Origin of the sequence: Iamia sp. (genome assembly GCF_035575815.1) — a bacterium.
Classification (GTDB): Bacteria; Actinomycetota; Acidimicrobiia; order Acidimicrobiales; family Iamiaceae; genus Iamia.
The window spans coordinates 1-14,001 of the sequence record NZ_DATLXO010000128.1; the positions used below are offsets into that span (position 1 = coordinate 1).

A 14,001-nucleotide genomic window follows, 5' to 3' on the forward strand; every position below is an offset into this window, starting at 1 on the left:
CGTGATCAGGCGAGCCGCCTTCAGCTCGGTCTCGGCCCACTCCCCGTCGGGCTCGGAGTCCCACGTGATGGCGCCGCCGGTGCCGAAGTGGAGCCCGCCTTCCTCCAGCCAGAACGTGCGGATGGCGACGTTGAGGGCGCCCCGGCGGGCGTCGGCGTCGACCCACCCGACGGCCCCGCAGTACACGCCGCGCGGCACGGGCTCGAGGGCCGCGATGGCGCCGAGAGCGGCGATCTTGGGCGCGCCGGTGACCGACCCGGGGGGAAAGGTGGCGGCGATGGCCGCCGCCCACCCCAGACCGGGCCGCAGGCGCCCCTCGACGGTCGACACGAGGTGGACGAGACCGGGGTGCGCCTCCACCGCGCACAGCGACGGCACCGTGACCGAACCCCACTCGCAGACCCGTCCCAGGTCGTTGCGCACCAGGTCGACGATCATCACGTTCTCGGCCCGGTCCTTGTCCCGCAGGGCGGCCTCGGTGGCGGCGGTCCCCTTGATGGGTGAGGACCAGATGCGGTCGCCGTCGCGCTCGAGGAAGCGCTCGGGGGACGCGGATGCGACGTGCACGCCCTGGGCCGGGAGGCGCACGACGGCGCTGAAGGGCGCCGGGTTGCCCACCGCCAGCGCGGCGCCGAGGGCGGCCACGTCCGCGTCGGGGGGTGCGGGGGTCGAGAGCCGGCGGGTGAGGTTCACCTGGGACACGTCGCCGGCCGCGATGGCCTCGCGGATCGTCGCCACCCCGGCCCCGAACCGCTCGCCGGAGAGCGAGGTGGTCCACGCCGCGGGCCCCCCGGGCACCCCCGGCCAGGGCGGGCCGGGCCAGGGCCGGGCCGGGCGAGATCGGGCGAAGCGGGCGCAGATCGGGTCGCCGGTCGAGGGAAGGACGACGGCCCACGTCCCGGTGCCGTCGAGCGCGGCGAGGTCGGCGGTGACGTCGACGAGGTCGAGGAGCACTCGCCCGCCGACGACGGCCAGGGCCCGGAGGTCTGCCGCCGCCATGGCGGAAGCGTACGGGTCCGCGCACCGAGGCTCCCCGGCCGATCACCCCACCTGAAGCTGCGTCACCCAGTCGCGCCGGGCGCGACGCGGCGACGCGATGTCGGGCTCGGATCGGTGTGCTGGGGGTTACGACCTACGCTCGGCGCCGTGCCCATCGAGTTCACCGACGAGCAGGAGCAGTTCCGCAAGGTCGTGCGGGACTTCGCGGCGCTCGCCATCGCGCCCCACGCCGAGGCCTGGGACCGGGACCACACCTTCCCGACCGACGTGGTGCAGGAGATGGGCCGCCTGGGGCTCTTCGGCGTGCCGTTCCCCGAGCAGTACGGCGGAGGCGGATCCGACCTCACCACCATGTGCATCGCCATCGAGGAGATCGCCCGCGTCGACCAGTCGATGGCCATCACCCTCGAGGCCGGTGTCGGCCTCGGCGCCAACCCGATCTACCGCTTCGGCACCGAGGAGCAGCGCCAGCGCTGGCTGCCCGACCTCTGCGCCGGCACCGCCCTCGGCGGCTTCGGCCTCACCGAGCCCGAGGCCGGCAGCGACGCCGGCGGCACCCGCACCCGGGCCGTGCTCGACGAGGCCACCGGTGAGCTGGTGGTCAACGGCGAGAAGGCCTTCATCACCAACTCGGGCACGCCCATCACCTCGCTCGTCACCGTCACCGCCCGCACCGACGCCCCCGGCTCGTCGGCCCCGCCCGAGATCAGCGCCGTCGTGATCCCCGCCGGTACCCCCGGCTTCACCGTCGCCCCTCCGTACCGCAAGATGGGGTGGCACGCCTCGGACACCCGCGGCCTGTCGTTCGCGGATGTCCGCGTGCCCGAGGCCAACATCTTGGGCGAGCGGGGCCGCGGCTTCGCCAACTTCCTGTCGATCCTCGACGAGGGGCGCATCGCCATCGCCGCCCTGGCCGTCGGCGTGATCCAGTCGTGCCTCGACGAGTCGGTCGCCTACGCCCAGCAGCGCCAGGCGTTCGGGCGGCCGATCGGCTCGTACCAGGCCACGGCGTTCCGCTGCGCGGACCTCTCCGTGCTGGCCGAGACGGCCCGCCTCCTCACCTACCAGGCCGCCTGGCGCCGCGACACCGGCCGGCCCTACACCCAGGCCGCGGCCATGGCCAAGCTCCACGCCACCGAGGCCGCGGTCACTGCGACCCGCCACGCCACCCAGGTCTTCGGCGGCTACGGCTTCATGGACGAGACCCTGGTCAGCCGGCACTACCGCGACGCCAAGATCCTCGAGATCGGCGAGGGCACCAGCGAGGTCCAGCGCCTGGTCATCAGCCGCGGCCTGGGACTGCCGGTCGGCCGCTGACCCATCGGCCGCCGGCCACGGCGAGAGGTGCCGTCGAAAGGCTGGCAGTGACCGGTACGTTTGTTCCTCGTGCCAGGCCGATGGGGAAGACGGGAGGGGCGTACCTCGCGAGCCCGTCGCACGTGGCCGCAACGGCTGCTCATCACGGTCAACGCCATGGCCGTGCTCGCCGCCGCGGTGACCGCGGGGACGCTGGCCTACTCCAACGAGCAGGTGTCGAACATCACCCGCCGGGTGATCCCCGACGGCATCCTCCGCACCGGCGACGATCCGGCCACCGAGCCCCAGAACTACCTGATCGTCGGCGTCGACGACGCGTCGCGGCTCGCGGAGGGGGACAACGTCAAGATCCGCGAGACCAGCGGGCGCCTCACCGACACGATCATGGTCCTGCGGGTCGACCCGACCGCGGCCACCGCCGACATCCTCTCGTTCCCCCGCGACCTCTACGTGCCCATCTCGGGCACCGGTGCCGAGTCCCGCATCAACACGGCGTTCAACACCGGTGGTGAGGTGCTGCTCATCCGCACCATCATCGACAACTTCGGGATCCCCATCGACCACTACGTCGAGATCGACTTCGCCGGCTTCCGCGAGCTGGTCGAGGTGGTCGAAGGCGTGCCGGTCCAGTTCCCCCATCCCGTGCGCTCCTACAGCCCGGTCGACGACGACAACAGCGTCGAGCTCGACATCCCCGAGGCCGGCTGCTGGACCCTCGGCCCCCGCCAGGCCCTCGGCTTCGCCCGGGTCCGGTCGGACTTCCAGGTCCAGGACGCGAGCGGCGAGTGGCACACCGACATGGGCGGTGACTACTCGCGGATCGAGCGCCAGCAGCTCTTCGTGCAGCTCGCCCTCCGGCAGGCCATCACCAAGGGCGCCCGCAACCCCAACACGCTCCGCCGCCTGATCGAGATCGGCGCCCTGTCCGTCACCTTCGACGACACCCTGGAGCCCGACGCGCTGGTCGACCTCGGTACGGCGTTCCGCAGCTTCGACCCCGCCGAGCTGGTGACCCACGACCTGCCCGTCGACGAGGCGCCGCGCGGGGGCCCGGCCTACCTCTACCTGCGCGAGGACGAGGCCGAGCCCACCCTGGCGGTGTTCCGGGGCACCGATCCGGCCGTTCCGTCGGTGTCGCCCGCCGAGGTCATCGTGCAGGTGCGCAACGGCACCGCCACCCCCGGCCAGGCCGGCGACGTCACCCGCGAGCTGGCCGCCGCCGGGTTCGCCACCGAGGTGCCCGACACCGACATCACCCCCGGCCAGCCCACCACCATCGTCCATGACGCCGGCAACGGCGCCGAGGCCCGGCTCGTGGCCCGCCAGCTGCGCGGGCCGGCCCGGTACCGGGTCGGCCCCGTCCCGGCCGGCACCGGGGTCGTGCTGCTCACCGGCACCGACTGGGCCGGCGTGGCGCCCACGCTCCGCCCCGCCGGCGAGGTCGAGGGCCCCACCACCACCACCGCGACCCCGGGTTCCAACACTGCTGGCAACGACGCCTCCACCTCGCTGCCCGCCGGCGAGGACGGCGACCGCCTCGGCGACGTCGAAGACCCTGACGACCCGGCCTTCTACCGGGCGACCGAGCCCCCGCCCGACGTCACCTGTCGGCCCACGCCGTGATCTCCCGGCCCGATGCCGACGGCCTCGATGACCGCGGTGGCGACCGGCGCGGACCGTAGGATCGGTCCCCGTGCCGAGACCCGAGGGACCACACCTGCGACGCACGTGGCCGCAACGCCTGTTGATCGCGTGCAACGCCGTTGCGTTGGTCGCCGCCGCGGTCACCGCCGGCGCCCTGGCCTACTCGAACGACCGCCTGGCCGAGATCGAACGAGTCGGGCTCTCGGATTTCACCCGCGCCGAGGAGCTGGCCGACGGCGACGCCCAGAACTACCTGATCGTCGGCGTCGACGAGGCCGGGGGCGGGGGTCAAGGTGAGAGCGCCGGTCTCCACACCGACACCATCATGATCCTGCGGATCGACCCCCAGGACACCTCGGCCCAGCTGGTGTCGTTCCCCCGGGACCTGTGGGTGCCCATCGCCGAGACCGACGCCAACCAGCGCATCAACACCGCATTGAGCACCGGGGGCGCCCGGCGGCTGATCAAGACGATCGACGAGGACTTCGGCATCCCGGTCCACCACTACCTGCAGGTCGACTTCGAGGACTTCCGCACGCTGGTCGAGGTGGTCGACGGCATCCCCGTGCAGTTCCCCCGCCCGGCTCGGGCGCCGAGCTCGGGGTTGTCCATCCCCGAAGCGGGGTGCTTCACCCTCGGCCCGGACCAGGCCCTCGGCTTCAGCCGGGCCCGCAAGGACTACCAGGTGCAAGACGCCGACGGTACCTGGCACACGGACCTGGGCGGCGACTACTCGCGCGTCGAGCGCCAGCAGCTCTTCGTCGAGCTGGCCCTCCGCCAGGTCATCACCAAAGGCGCCCGCAACCCCAACACCCTGCGGCGCCTGGTCGACCTGGGCGTCGGCACCATACGGGTCGACGATGCCCTCGACGGCGACAACCTCGTCGACCTGGGTGCCCGGTTCCGTGACTTCCGGCCCGAGGAGCTGGTGACCCACACCCTGCCCACCACCGAGGACAACGTGGGCGAGGCCGACGTCCTCTTCCTGCGCGAGGACGACGCCGAGCCGATCCTGTCGATCTTCCGGGGGGTGGACCCCTCCCGCCCCGGGAGCGTCAGCCCCCCGGATGTCACCGTGCAGGTCCGCAACGGCACCGCCACCCCGGGCCAGGCCGCGGAGGTCACGACCACCCTCACCGACGCCGGGTTCGAGGCCCTCGTCCCCGACGACGCCGAGCAGGGCCAGCCCACGACGATCCTCTACCCCGCGGGCCGCGAGGCCCAGGCCCAGCTGGTGGCCCGGCACCTGTCGGGCCCGGTCGACTACGAGGTCTCCCCGTCGATCGACGACGCCGATGTCGTCGTGGTGACCGGCAGCGACTGGGACGGCGTGGTCAGCACCCCGCGCCCCGCCGACGAGGTCGAGGCGCCGGTCACGACCAGCCCCGCGACCACCACGGAAGCGGACGCGTCGGGCAGCTCGACCACCGTGGAGTCCGACGACGATGGTCCCGCCGGGGACCAGGGCGACGCCGACGACCCCGATGACCCGAGGTTCTACCGGGCCGAAGCGCCGCCGGCGGGCGCGTCGTGCGAGGCCACCGGCTGACGAACGGCCGTCCGCTCGCACGCCCGGAGCGGGGTGATCGACCCGGCGCCGGGGTGGGGCGGCGGAGCGGTGTCGCACTACGGTGGGCGCTCGTTCACGGGGGTACGGGCCGACCGGCCGCAGGAGGATCGGGAGGATCATGGGCCACAAGATCGCCGTCATCGGCACCGGCTACGTCGGGCTCACCACGGGCGCCTGTCTGAGCCACATGGGCCATGAGGTCATCTGCGTGGACGTCGTCCCCGAGAAGGTCGACGCCCTCAACCGCGGCGAGATCCCCATCCTCGAAGCCGGGCTCGACGAGCTGGTCAACGAGGGCCGCAGCTCGGGCCAGCTGAGCTTCGTGCTCGGGGCCGCCGACGCGGTCCGCGACGCCGAGTTCACCTACCTGTGCGTCCCCACGCCGCAGAGCGAGGACGGCTCGGCCGATCTCAGCTACATCCGCGACGCGGCGGCCGAGATCGGCCCCCACCTGGTCTCGGAGTCGATCGTGATCAACAAGTCGACCGTGCCCGTCGGGTCGACCCGCGTGGTCGAACAAGCCCTCGGCCGATCCGACGTCCACGTCGTGTCGAACCCCGAGTTCCTCCGCGAGGGCTCCGCGGTGCACGACTTCCTCCACCCCGACCGGGTGGTCATCGGCGCCGACGACCAGTCCGCCGCCATCCGGGTGGCCGGGCTCTACCTGGGCCTGGCCGCGCCGTTGCAGGTGACCGACCCGGCCTCGGCCGAGACGATCAAGTACGCCTCCAACGCCTTCCTGGCCACCAAGATCAGCTTCGTCAACGCCATCGCCGCGGTGTGCGAGGCGGTGGGCGCGGATGTCAACGACGTCGTGTTGGGGATGGGCTACGACAAGCGCATCGGCGACGCCTTCTTGAAGCCGGGCCCGGGATGGGGCGGTTCCTGCTTCCCGAAGGATTCCCACGCCCTGGTGCGCATCGCCGAGGACGCCGGATACGACTTCGGCCTCCTGAAGGGTGTCATCACCGTGAACGACCAGCAGTTCACCCGGGTGGCCGAGAAGATCGAGACCGCCGCCGGGGGCCACCTCGACGGAGTCACCGTGGCGGTGTGGGGCCTCACGTTCAAGGCTCGCACCGACGACCTGCGCGACTCACCGTCGCTCGAGATCGTCGGCCGGCTCCTCGCCAAGGGCGCCCGGGTCCGGGCCTATGACCCGGCGATCGCGGCCGGCACCACCGACCCCCGCCTCGGGGGCATCGAGGTCTGCGCCGACCCCTACGCCGCCTGCGACGGTGCCGCCGTGCTCACCGTGCTCACCGAGTGGGACGAGTTCAAGTGGCTCGACCTCGACAAGGTCGCCGAGGTCATGACGGCCAAGCGGGTCGTCGACGGGCGCAACCTGCTCGAGCGCTCGCCGTTGACCCGCCGGGGCTTCCTGGTCGACGGCATCGGTCGCTGACCGGGCCCGGCGGGAGAGCAGCAGCAGCATGGCCCGGGTCGTCGTCACCGGGGGAGCGGGTTTCCTCGGCTCCCACCTGTGTCGCGCCCTGCTGGCCCGGGGCGACCAGGTCGTGTGCCTCGACAACCTGATCACCGGGTCACTGGCCAACATCGAGGACCTCTTCGGCCGGCCGGGGTTCACCTACGTCGAGCACGACGTGAGCACCTACGTGTGGGTGCCGGGACCCGTCGACCGGGTCATGCACTTCGCCAGCCCGGCCAGCCCGGCCGACTTCGCCCGCATCCCGATCCAGATCCTGAAGGTCGGCAGCCTCGGCACCCACAACACCCTCGGCCTGGCCAAGGCCAAGGGGGCCCGCTTCTTCCTGGCCTCCACCAGCGAGGTCTACGGCGACCCGCAGGTGCACCCGCAGCCCGAGAGCTACTGGGGCCACGTGAACCCCATCGGCCCCCGCGGCGTCTACGACGAGGCCAAGCGCTTCGCCGAGGCCATGACGATGGCGTACCACCGCTACCACGGCCTCGACGTCCGGATCGTCCGCATCTTCAACTCCTTCGGCCCCCAGATGAGGCCGGACGACGGGCGGGCGGTGTCGAACTTCATCGTGGCCGCGCTGAGGGGCGAGCCTCTCAGCGTGTACGGCGACGGCAGCCAGACGCGAAGCTTCACCTACGTCGAGGACGAGATCCGGGGCTTCTTGGCCCTCCTCGACTCGGACGTGGTGACCCCGATGAACATCGGGAACCCCGACGAGTACACGATCCGTCAGCTCGCCGAGCTCGTCATCGAGGTCACCGGGTCGTCGTCGGAGATCCGCTACGCCCCGCTGCCGGTCGACGACCCGGCCCAGCGCCGCCCCGACATCAGCCTGGCGCGCCGTGAGCTCGGCTGGGAGCCGACCATCGACGTGCGCGACGGCATCGCCCGTACCGCCGAGTGGTTCCGGTCTCAGCTCACCCCCGGCTGACCCGGCCGACCCCCCCGACCCCCTCGGCCCCCCGAACTGGCGCGCGTTCGTGCCCCTCCGGCGGCACAGGCGCGCGCCGGTTCGGTCGTGCGGGTCAGCTCTCGTTCGTGGCGCGGGCGTGGAGGGTGCGCAACACGTAGGGCAGCACGCCTCCGTGGCGGTAGTAGGCCGCCTCGGTGGGGGTGTCGATGCGCACCGTGGCGGTGAAGGTGGCCTCGCCGGCGGTGACCTCGAGGGTGGGGGGGATGGCGTCGTTCGGGCCGAGGGCGGCCAGGCCGCCGATGGCGAACTCCTCGCCACCGGTGAGCCCGAGGCTCTCGGCCGAGTCGCCGTCGGCGAACTGCAGCGGCAGCACGCCCATCCCGATCAGGTTCGAGCGGTGGATCCGCTCGTAGGACCGGGCGATCACGGCCCGCACGCCGAGCAGGCTGGTGCCCTTGGCCGCCCAGTCGCGCGACGAGCCCGACCCGTACTCCTTGCCCGCCAGCACCACCAGCGGCGTGCCCTCGGTGGCGTAGCGCACCGACGCGTCGTAGATGTCCATCTGCTCGCCGGTGCCGACGTGGCGGGTGATGCCTCCCTCGGTGCCGGGGGCCATCTGGTTGCGGAGCCGGATGTTGGCGAAGGTGCCCCGGATCATCACCTCGTGGTTGCCGCGGCGCGAGCCGTAGGAGTTGAAGTCACCCTTGTCGATGCCGTGGTCGTGCAGGTAGCGCCCGGCCGGGCTCTCGGCCTTGATGGCCCCGGCGGGGGAGATGTGGTCGGTGGTGACCGAGTCGCCCAGCAGGGCCAGGACCCGTGCGCCCTCGATGTCGGTGAGGCCCGACGGCTGCGGGTCGAGACCCTCGAAGTACGGCGGCTGGCGCACATACGTCGAGTCGTCGTCCCACGCCATGGTGTCGCCGGTGGGGGCGTCGATGGCCCGCCAGCGGTCGTCGCCGTCGAAGAGCGTGTCGTAGACGGTGCGGAACGAGTCGGACCCCGTGGCGCGGGCCACGGCGTCGGCCACCTCGCCGGCGTCGGGCCACAGCTCCGACAGCATCACCGGGTTGCCGTCGGTGTCGGTGCCGAGGGGCTCGGTGCCCGGATCCCAGCTCATGGTGCCGGCGAGGGCGTAGGCCACCACGAGCGGCGGCGAGGCCAGGTAGTTGAGGCGCACGTCGGGGTTGATGCGGCCCTCGAAGTTGCGGTTGCCCGAGAGCACCGCGGCCACGGTGAGGTCGACCTCGGCGATCACCTCGGAGATCTCCGTCGGCAGCGGGCCCGAGTTGCCGATGCAGGTGGTGCAGCCGTAGCCGACGAGGTCGAAGCCGATCGCCGCGAGGTCGTCGGTGAGGTCGAGGCGGTCGTAGTAGTCCATGACCACCTTGCTGCCGGGGGCGAGGGAGGTCTTGACCCAGGGCCGACGGGTGAGTCCCTTGGCCCGGGCGTTGCGGGCGAGGAGACCGGCGGCGACCATCACGTCGGGGTTCGAGGTGTTGGTGCAGCTGGTGATGGCGGCGATCACGACCCGTCCGTGGTCGAGGGAGGTCTCGGTGCCGTCGGCCAGGGTGAGGTCGACCTTGTTCGAGCGGGCCGGCTCGGTGTCGCACGCAACGGTGCGGGGCGCCTGCACCTCGGTGTGAGCGGAGGAGGCGACGGGGTCGCTGGCCGGGAACGTGTCGGCGATGGCCTTGTCCTCGGCGCTGTACTCGGTGGCCTCGGGGTCGTTGAGCACCGCCGAGAGGGCGTCCTTGGCCCGGTCGAGGGGGATGCGGTCCTGGGGGCGCTTCGGCCCGGCGAGCGACGGGACCACCCGGCTCATGTCCAGCTCGACCACCGAGTCGTAGACCGGGTCGTGTTCCGGGTCGTGCCAGAGACCCTGCTCCTTGGCGTAGGCCTCGACGAGGGCCACCAGGTCGTCGGGGCGACCGGTGGCCCGCAGGTAGCGGAGCGTCTCGTCGTCGACCGGCGAGATGGTGATCGTCGAGCCGTACTCCGGTGACATGTTGCCGATGGTGGCCCGGTGCTCGACGCGCAGCTGGGCGAGGGCGGGGCCGTGGAGCTCGACGAAGGCGCCGACCACACCGTGGCGGCGCAGCAGCTGGGTGATGGTCAGCACCAGGTCGGTGGCGGTGGTGCCGGCGGGCAGCTCGCCGGTGAGGCGGAGACCGACGACCTGGGGCACGAGCAGCGGGACGGGCTGGCCCAGCATGGCTGCCTCGGCCTCGATGCCCCCGACGCCCCAGCCCACCACGCCGAGGCCGTTGACCATCGGGGTGTGGGAGTCGGTGCCGACGAGGGTGTCGGGGAAGGCGACGCCGTCGCGCTGCTGGACGACGCGGGCCAGGTTCTCGAGGTTGATCTGGTGGCAGATGCCCATGTTGGGGGGCACGACGCGCAGCGACTCGAACGCGCCCTGGCCCCACTTCAGGAACTCGTAGCGCTCACCGTTGCGCTCGAGCTCGAGGGCGGCGTTGAGGTCGAAGGAGTCGGGCTGGGCGAAGGAGTCGACCTGGATCGAGTGGTCGATCACCAGGTCGACCGGCACCAGGGGCTCGATGGCCGCGGGGTCGCCGCCGAGGGCGGCCATGGCGTCGCGCATGGCGGCCAGGTCGACCACCGCGGGGACGCCGGTGAAGTCCTGCATCAGCACCCGGGCCGGGGTGAAGGAGATCTCCTCGGCCGATGTCGAGCCCGGTCCCCAGTCGGCCAGGCCCCGGACGTCATCCGCGGTGACCTTCATGCCGTCCTCGTTGCGCAGCAGGTTCTCGAGCAGGATCTTGAGCGAGTACGGCAGCGCCGCGACCCCGTCACCGGCGGCGTCGAGCCCGTAGATGTCGACGGTCTGATCTCCGACCGTGAGCGATCGGCGGGCCCCGAAGGAGTTGCTGGTGCTGGTCATGTGGATCCCTTTCGCGGCAACGTGCCCGAGGCCGAACCTACTCGGCTCCCCGCCGCCGGCCGACGCCGACAACAATACAAGTTGCGGACAAGTCCGGCCAACCCCCGGCCAACCCCCGACCAACCACTGCCTTGGAGCGAGGTCCTCGCGACGGAGCGACTTCTCCGAACACGGCCCCCCTGCGGTTCGAGCGAAGAGGAGCAGCCTTCGTCGCCATGTGGCTCCATGGACGTCGATCGCAGGAAGGAGCACCGACCTCGAACCGAGTCGCCCGCGGCTCTCGGCCCATGTGAGAGTCGCCAGATGGAGTCGGACATCCGTCGGTTGGAGTCTCACGTCAGAGAAGGGCTCGTCGCCTTCATCGGCGACTCACCGGAGACCGTGCTGGCCATCCACGCCCTCCAATCCGGGCTCGGTCGGGTATGGACATCGGGACCCTCCGACGACCTACGAGCGGTGATCGTGGAGTCTGCGCTCGTGCCCGGAGAGCCACAGGGGTTCGGCGATCCGGCCTCGTTGCTCGACCTCCTCGCACGCGCCGAAGGCTGGAGGTGCATCGAGTTGAACCCCGACGTTGCCGACGACATCACTGACGACTTCGAACGCCGGTGGGGCATCGCGAGTCGCGTCATAGACGTCGTCCACATCTCGAGGCAGTGCCCACGCGTCGAGGGTCATCCCCGGGTTCGTCCGCTGCGCGTCCCCGACCTCTCGCGGCTCTCGGTGGCGTCCGACGACGTTTTTCCGGGTCGCCGGGTCGTCGAAGGAGCCGCCGCGCGGGGTCGTGTCTTCGTCGCGATAGATGGAGACTCGATCGTTGGTCACGGGAGCTCCTTCGCGGCCAGCGGCACGTACGCAGACATCGGCGTCTACGTCGCGGCGAGCCACCGCGGGCAGGGAATCGCCACCTCCGCCGCAGCGCTGGCTTGCGAGGCTGTCCGAGCCGACGGACTCACGCCCGTCTGGGGCACCGGATCGGACAATCAGGGGTCTCTCGGCGTCGCGGCCAAGCTGGGCTTCCTTGAAGTGGCCCGGCTGGTGTTCCTTGTCCCGGTCGGACGATGACCTCTATCCATCAGACTCGGCTGCCGAGGGGTGGGCGGCGGGGTGGACGGGTGAGGGTGGTGCCGTCGGGGCGGGAGACGACGATGGTGCCGTCGGGGCGGCGGGCCATCGACCAGCCCGGCTGGTGGAGCAGGGTGTGGTGGCCGTGGCACTCGAGCGCGAGGCCCTCGTAGTTGGTCTCGTGGGTGCGGGTCCAGTGGTCGAGGTGGTGGGCCTCGGTCCACTCCCACGGGCACTCGCAACCCGGGAACTCGCACCCGCCGGCGAAGGCGATCAGGGCCCGCCACTGGGCAGGGGTCGCCGTGCGGGAGACGGAGCCGACGTCGAGGGGAAGCGACCGGCCTCGGGTGACGATGCGCGCGACCCCGGCGTCGCACATCAGGCGTTGGATCGCCGAGTCGGGGATCGAGCCGTGGCCGACGATCTGGGCCACACGCCCGAAGGCGCCCTGGGCGGACCGGCCTTCGAGGGTGTCGATGTCGACCAGCACGTTGAACAGCGGGTGGCCGAGACCCCCGGCGACTTTGTGCCCAGGCAGACCACTCCCCTCTGTCGCGCCGGGTGGTGTCAGCAGCGCTTCGACGGCCCGTTCCCCGCCGCACCGGCACTGACGGTCGTGGCCCCGGCGGGGTGGATCGGGCCCGGGCGGGACGGGGTCGAACGTGTCGGGTCCGCGCCCGTTCACCTCGCCGTCGGGAGGAGGGGCGTGGCCCGCGCCGTTGCGAGAGCCGAGGCCTGCGGCCGACGGCATCGTCGGTGGTGGCTCGCCCGACCGGCAACCACACCCGCGATGGCCGCGACCGTCGACCACGCCGGCCGATCCGGCGCCGTTGCGGTCGCGGTCGCACTCACTGGCGGGCGGGGTGGCGCCCTCGGTGTCGGCTCCGGCTCCAGATCCGGGCTCAGCGTCAGCGTCGGACTGGGCGTCAGCGTCGGTCTCCGGCTCGGTGTGCTCGGGCGCCGGCCCGGTCGTGGTGGTGCGACGAGCACCGGCGCCGGGATCGGTGCCGTCGTCGAACGCAGGTCGCCCTCGGTGGGGCTCGGGCCCATCGACCTCATCGCCGGTGTCGCTGTCGGACGCCGGTGTGGGCGCCTCGGTGGACCTCTGGGCGGTGGTCCCGGACGCGTGTGCACCGCCAGAGACCGTGCCGCCGGACTCTGTGCTGCCGGACTCTGTGCTGCCGGACTCCGGGTCGTCGGCCTCGACGTGGGAGCCGCTCGGCTGGCCGTCGCTGTCCGGCTCGGGACCCGCACCCGGTGCCTGTCCGGCGCGGCGGCGGGCGTCGCCGCGGACCTGGACCTCGGTGCTCGAGGCGCCGGCGCGGAGTGCCATCTCGATCAACGCGTCGTGACGGAGCTGGGCCGCGGTCAACCGGTGACCCTCGGCGTCGCAGGCGAGGCCCCACCGGTGGAGGTCGTCGATGATCGTCTCGAGCTGCCCGTTCACGATGGCGGTGCCCTCGGTGGTGAGGAGCCCGTCGAGGAACCCCATCCCATCGAGAGACCGCGACAGGTTGACCCGCCGCGTCTTGTCCCGGTCGTCGTGGGAGGACTCATCGGCATCCGGGTCCGATGCTGCGGTCCACAGCGACACGAACATCGCCGTCTGTTCGGCCGTGTAGGGCTCGACGGTGGCCAGGATCTCGGCCTCGTTGGCGTCGTAGTCCGCAGCGGTCTTCTCCGACACGCCGTGCGCGGCGGCCAGCAAACGGAGCTTGTCGAACGACAGCCGCCCGGCCCGCAGGGCGTCGATGGTCAACGGCATGCCCCGTGCCTCGCGAGCGACCTTCACCATGGTCGAGACACCCGCCCGGTGCACCCCGACCCGCCCCGTCACCCACGTGGCGGTGGAGAACATGCCGTCGAAGCCGTAGAGCTTCCGCCCGTCGAAGACGCCCACCGTCTCGACGATCGCCGCGTCCACCAGGGCCCGCAGCCCGTACAGCGCCTCAAGGTGACCGGGCACCGCGCCGTTGACCATGGCCCCGACATCGGCGCCGGCCAACGCCGCGAGCGCGACCGCGGCCTCATCGGCCAACCCCTGCGGGCTCTCCATCACGGCAACGTCAACCACGCGGTCAATGGTACCCGAACGTCTGTTCGTCAACACCCTAGAACCCAAGAAAATCAAGGAAAACTGTCCCCGT

General features: G+C 71.9%; 9 protein-coding genes. 6 read left to right on the plus strand and 3 right to left on the minus strand.

The window, feature by feature from the left end; translation table 11 throughout:
• Positions 1–999, minus strand: a 999-nt coding sequence (locus VNL12_RS13610) for an anthranilate synthase component I family protein (protein ID WP_325595457.1), incomplete at its 3' end; no start/stop codon positions are given.
• Positions 1,000–1,146: 147 nt separating this feature from the next.
• On the opposite strand from VNL12_RS13610, the gene VNL12_RS13615 reads away from it, so the two are divergent.
• The 5 genes from VNL12_RS13615 to VNL12_RS13635 all read left to right on the plus strand — a co-directional run bounded on the left by VNL12_RS13615 (position 1,147) and on the right by VNL12_RS13635 (position 7,905).
• Positions 1,147–2,316: an acyl-CoA dehydrogenase family protein gene (locus VNL12_RS13615; RefSeq protein ID WP_325595459.1), complete on the plus strand. Its 1,170-nt coding sequence runs from the start codon at positions 1,147–1,149 to the stop codon at positions 2,314–2,316.
• A 156-nt stretch (positions 2,317–2,472) separates the two neighbouring features.
• A complete protein-coding gene (locus VNL12_RS13620; RefSeq protein WP_325595461.1) occupies positions 2,473–3,939 on the plus strand; it encodes an LCP family protein in 1,467 nt (488 codons plus the stop codon).
• A gap of 70 nt (positions 3,940–4,009) precedes the next feature.
• Positions 4,010–5,509, plus strand: coding sequence for an LCP family protein (locus VNL12_RS13625; RefSeq protein ID WP_325595463.1), 1,500 nt, complete (start codon positions 4,010–4,012; stop codon positions 5,507–5,509).
• A 139-nt stretch (positions 5,510–5,648) separates the two neighbouring features.
• Positions 5,649–6,935 (plus strand): UDP-glucose/GDP-mannose dehydrogenase family protein, encoded by a 1,287-nt coding sequence (locus VNL12_RS13630; protein ID WP_325595465.1) that lies wholly within the window; start codon positions 5,649–5,651, stop codon positions 6,933–6,935.
• Positions 6,936–6,963: 28 nt separating this feature from the next.
• On the plus strand, positions 6,964–7,905 hold the full coding sequence (locus VNL12_RS13635; RefSeq protein ID WP_325595467.1) for a UDP-glucuronic acid decarboxylase family protein: 942 nt from the start codon (positions 6,964–6,966) through the stop codon (positions 7,903–7,905).
• A 94-nt stretch (positions 7,906–7,999) separates the two neighbouring features.
• Here the strand turns inward: VNL12_RS13635 and acnA are convergent, their stop codons facing one another.
• Positions 8,000–10,789, minus strand: a complete 2,790-nt coding sequence (acnA, locus tag VNL12_RS13640; protein ID WP_325595469.1) for an aconitate hydratase AcnA — start codon at positions 10,787–10,789, stop codon at positions 8,000–8,002.
• 303 nt (positions 10,790–11,092) lie between these two features.
• Between acnA and VNL12_RS13645 the strand changes: the two genes are divergently transcribed.
• Entirely contained in the window at positions 11,093–11,854 is a 762-nt protein-coding gene (locus VNL12_RS13645; protein WP_325595471.1) for a GNAT family N-acetyltransferase, read from the plus strand.
• Positions 11,855–11,864: 10 nt separating this feature from the next.
• Here VNL12_RS13645 and VNL12_RS13650 read toward each other — a convergent pair whose 3' ends face one another.
• Complete coding sequence (locus VNL12_RS13650; RefSeq protein WP_325595473.1) at positions 11,865–13,928, minus strand: HNH endonuclease; 2,064 nt, start codon at positions 13,926–13,928, stop codon at positions 11,865–11,867.
• Positions 13,929–14,001 lie beyond the last annotated feature (73 nt).

Bases quoted from the DNA above. Each gene is read 5' to 3' on its own strand.
- VNL12_RS13620 (WP_325595461.1), top strand. From the start codon at position 2,473: ATGGCCGTGCTCGCCGCCGCGGTGACCGCGGGGACGCTGGCCTACTCC.
- VNL12_RS13645 (WP_325595471.1), top strand. From the start codon at position 11,093: ATGGAGTCGGACATCCGTCGGTTGGAGTCTCACGTCAGAGAAGGGCTC.
- VNL12_RS13630 (WP_325595465.1), top strand. From the start codon at position 5,649: ATGGGCCACAAGATCGCCGTCATCGGCACCGGCTACGTCGGGCTCACC.
- acnA (WP_325595469.1), bottom strand. From the start codon at position 10,789: ATGACCAGCACCAGCAACTCCTTCGGGGCCCGCCGATCGCTCACGGTC.
- VNL12_RS13635 (WP_325595467.1), top strand. From the start codon at position 6,964: ATGGCCCGGGTCGTCGTCACCGGGGGAGCGGGTTTCCTCGGCTCCCAC.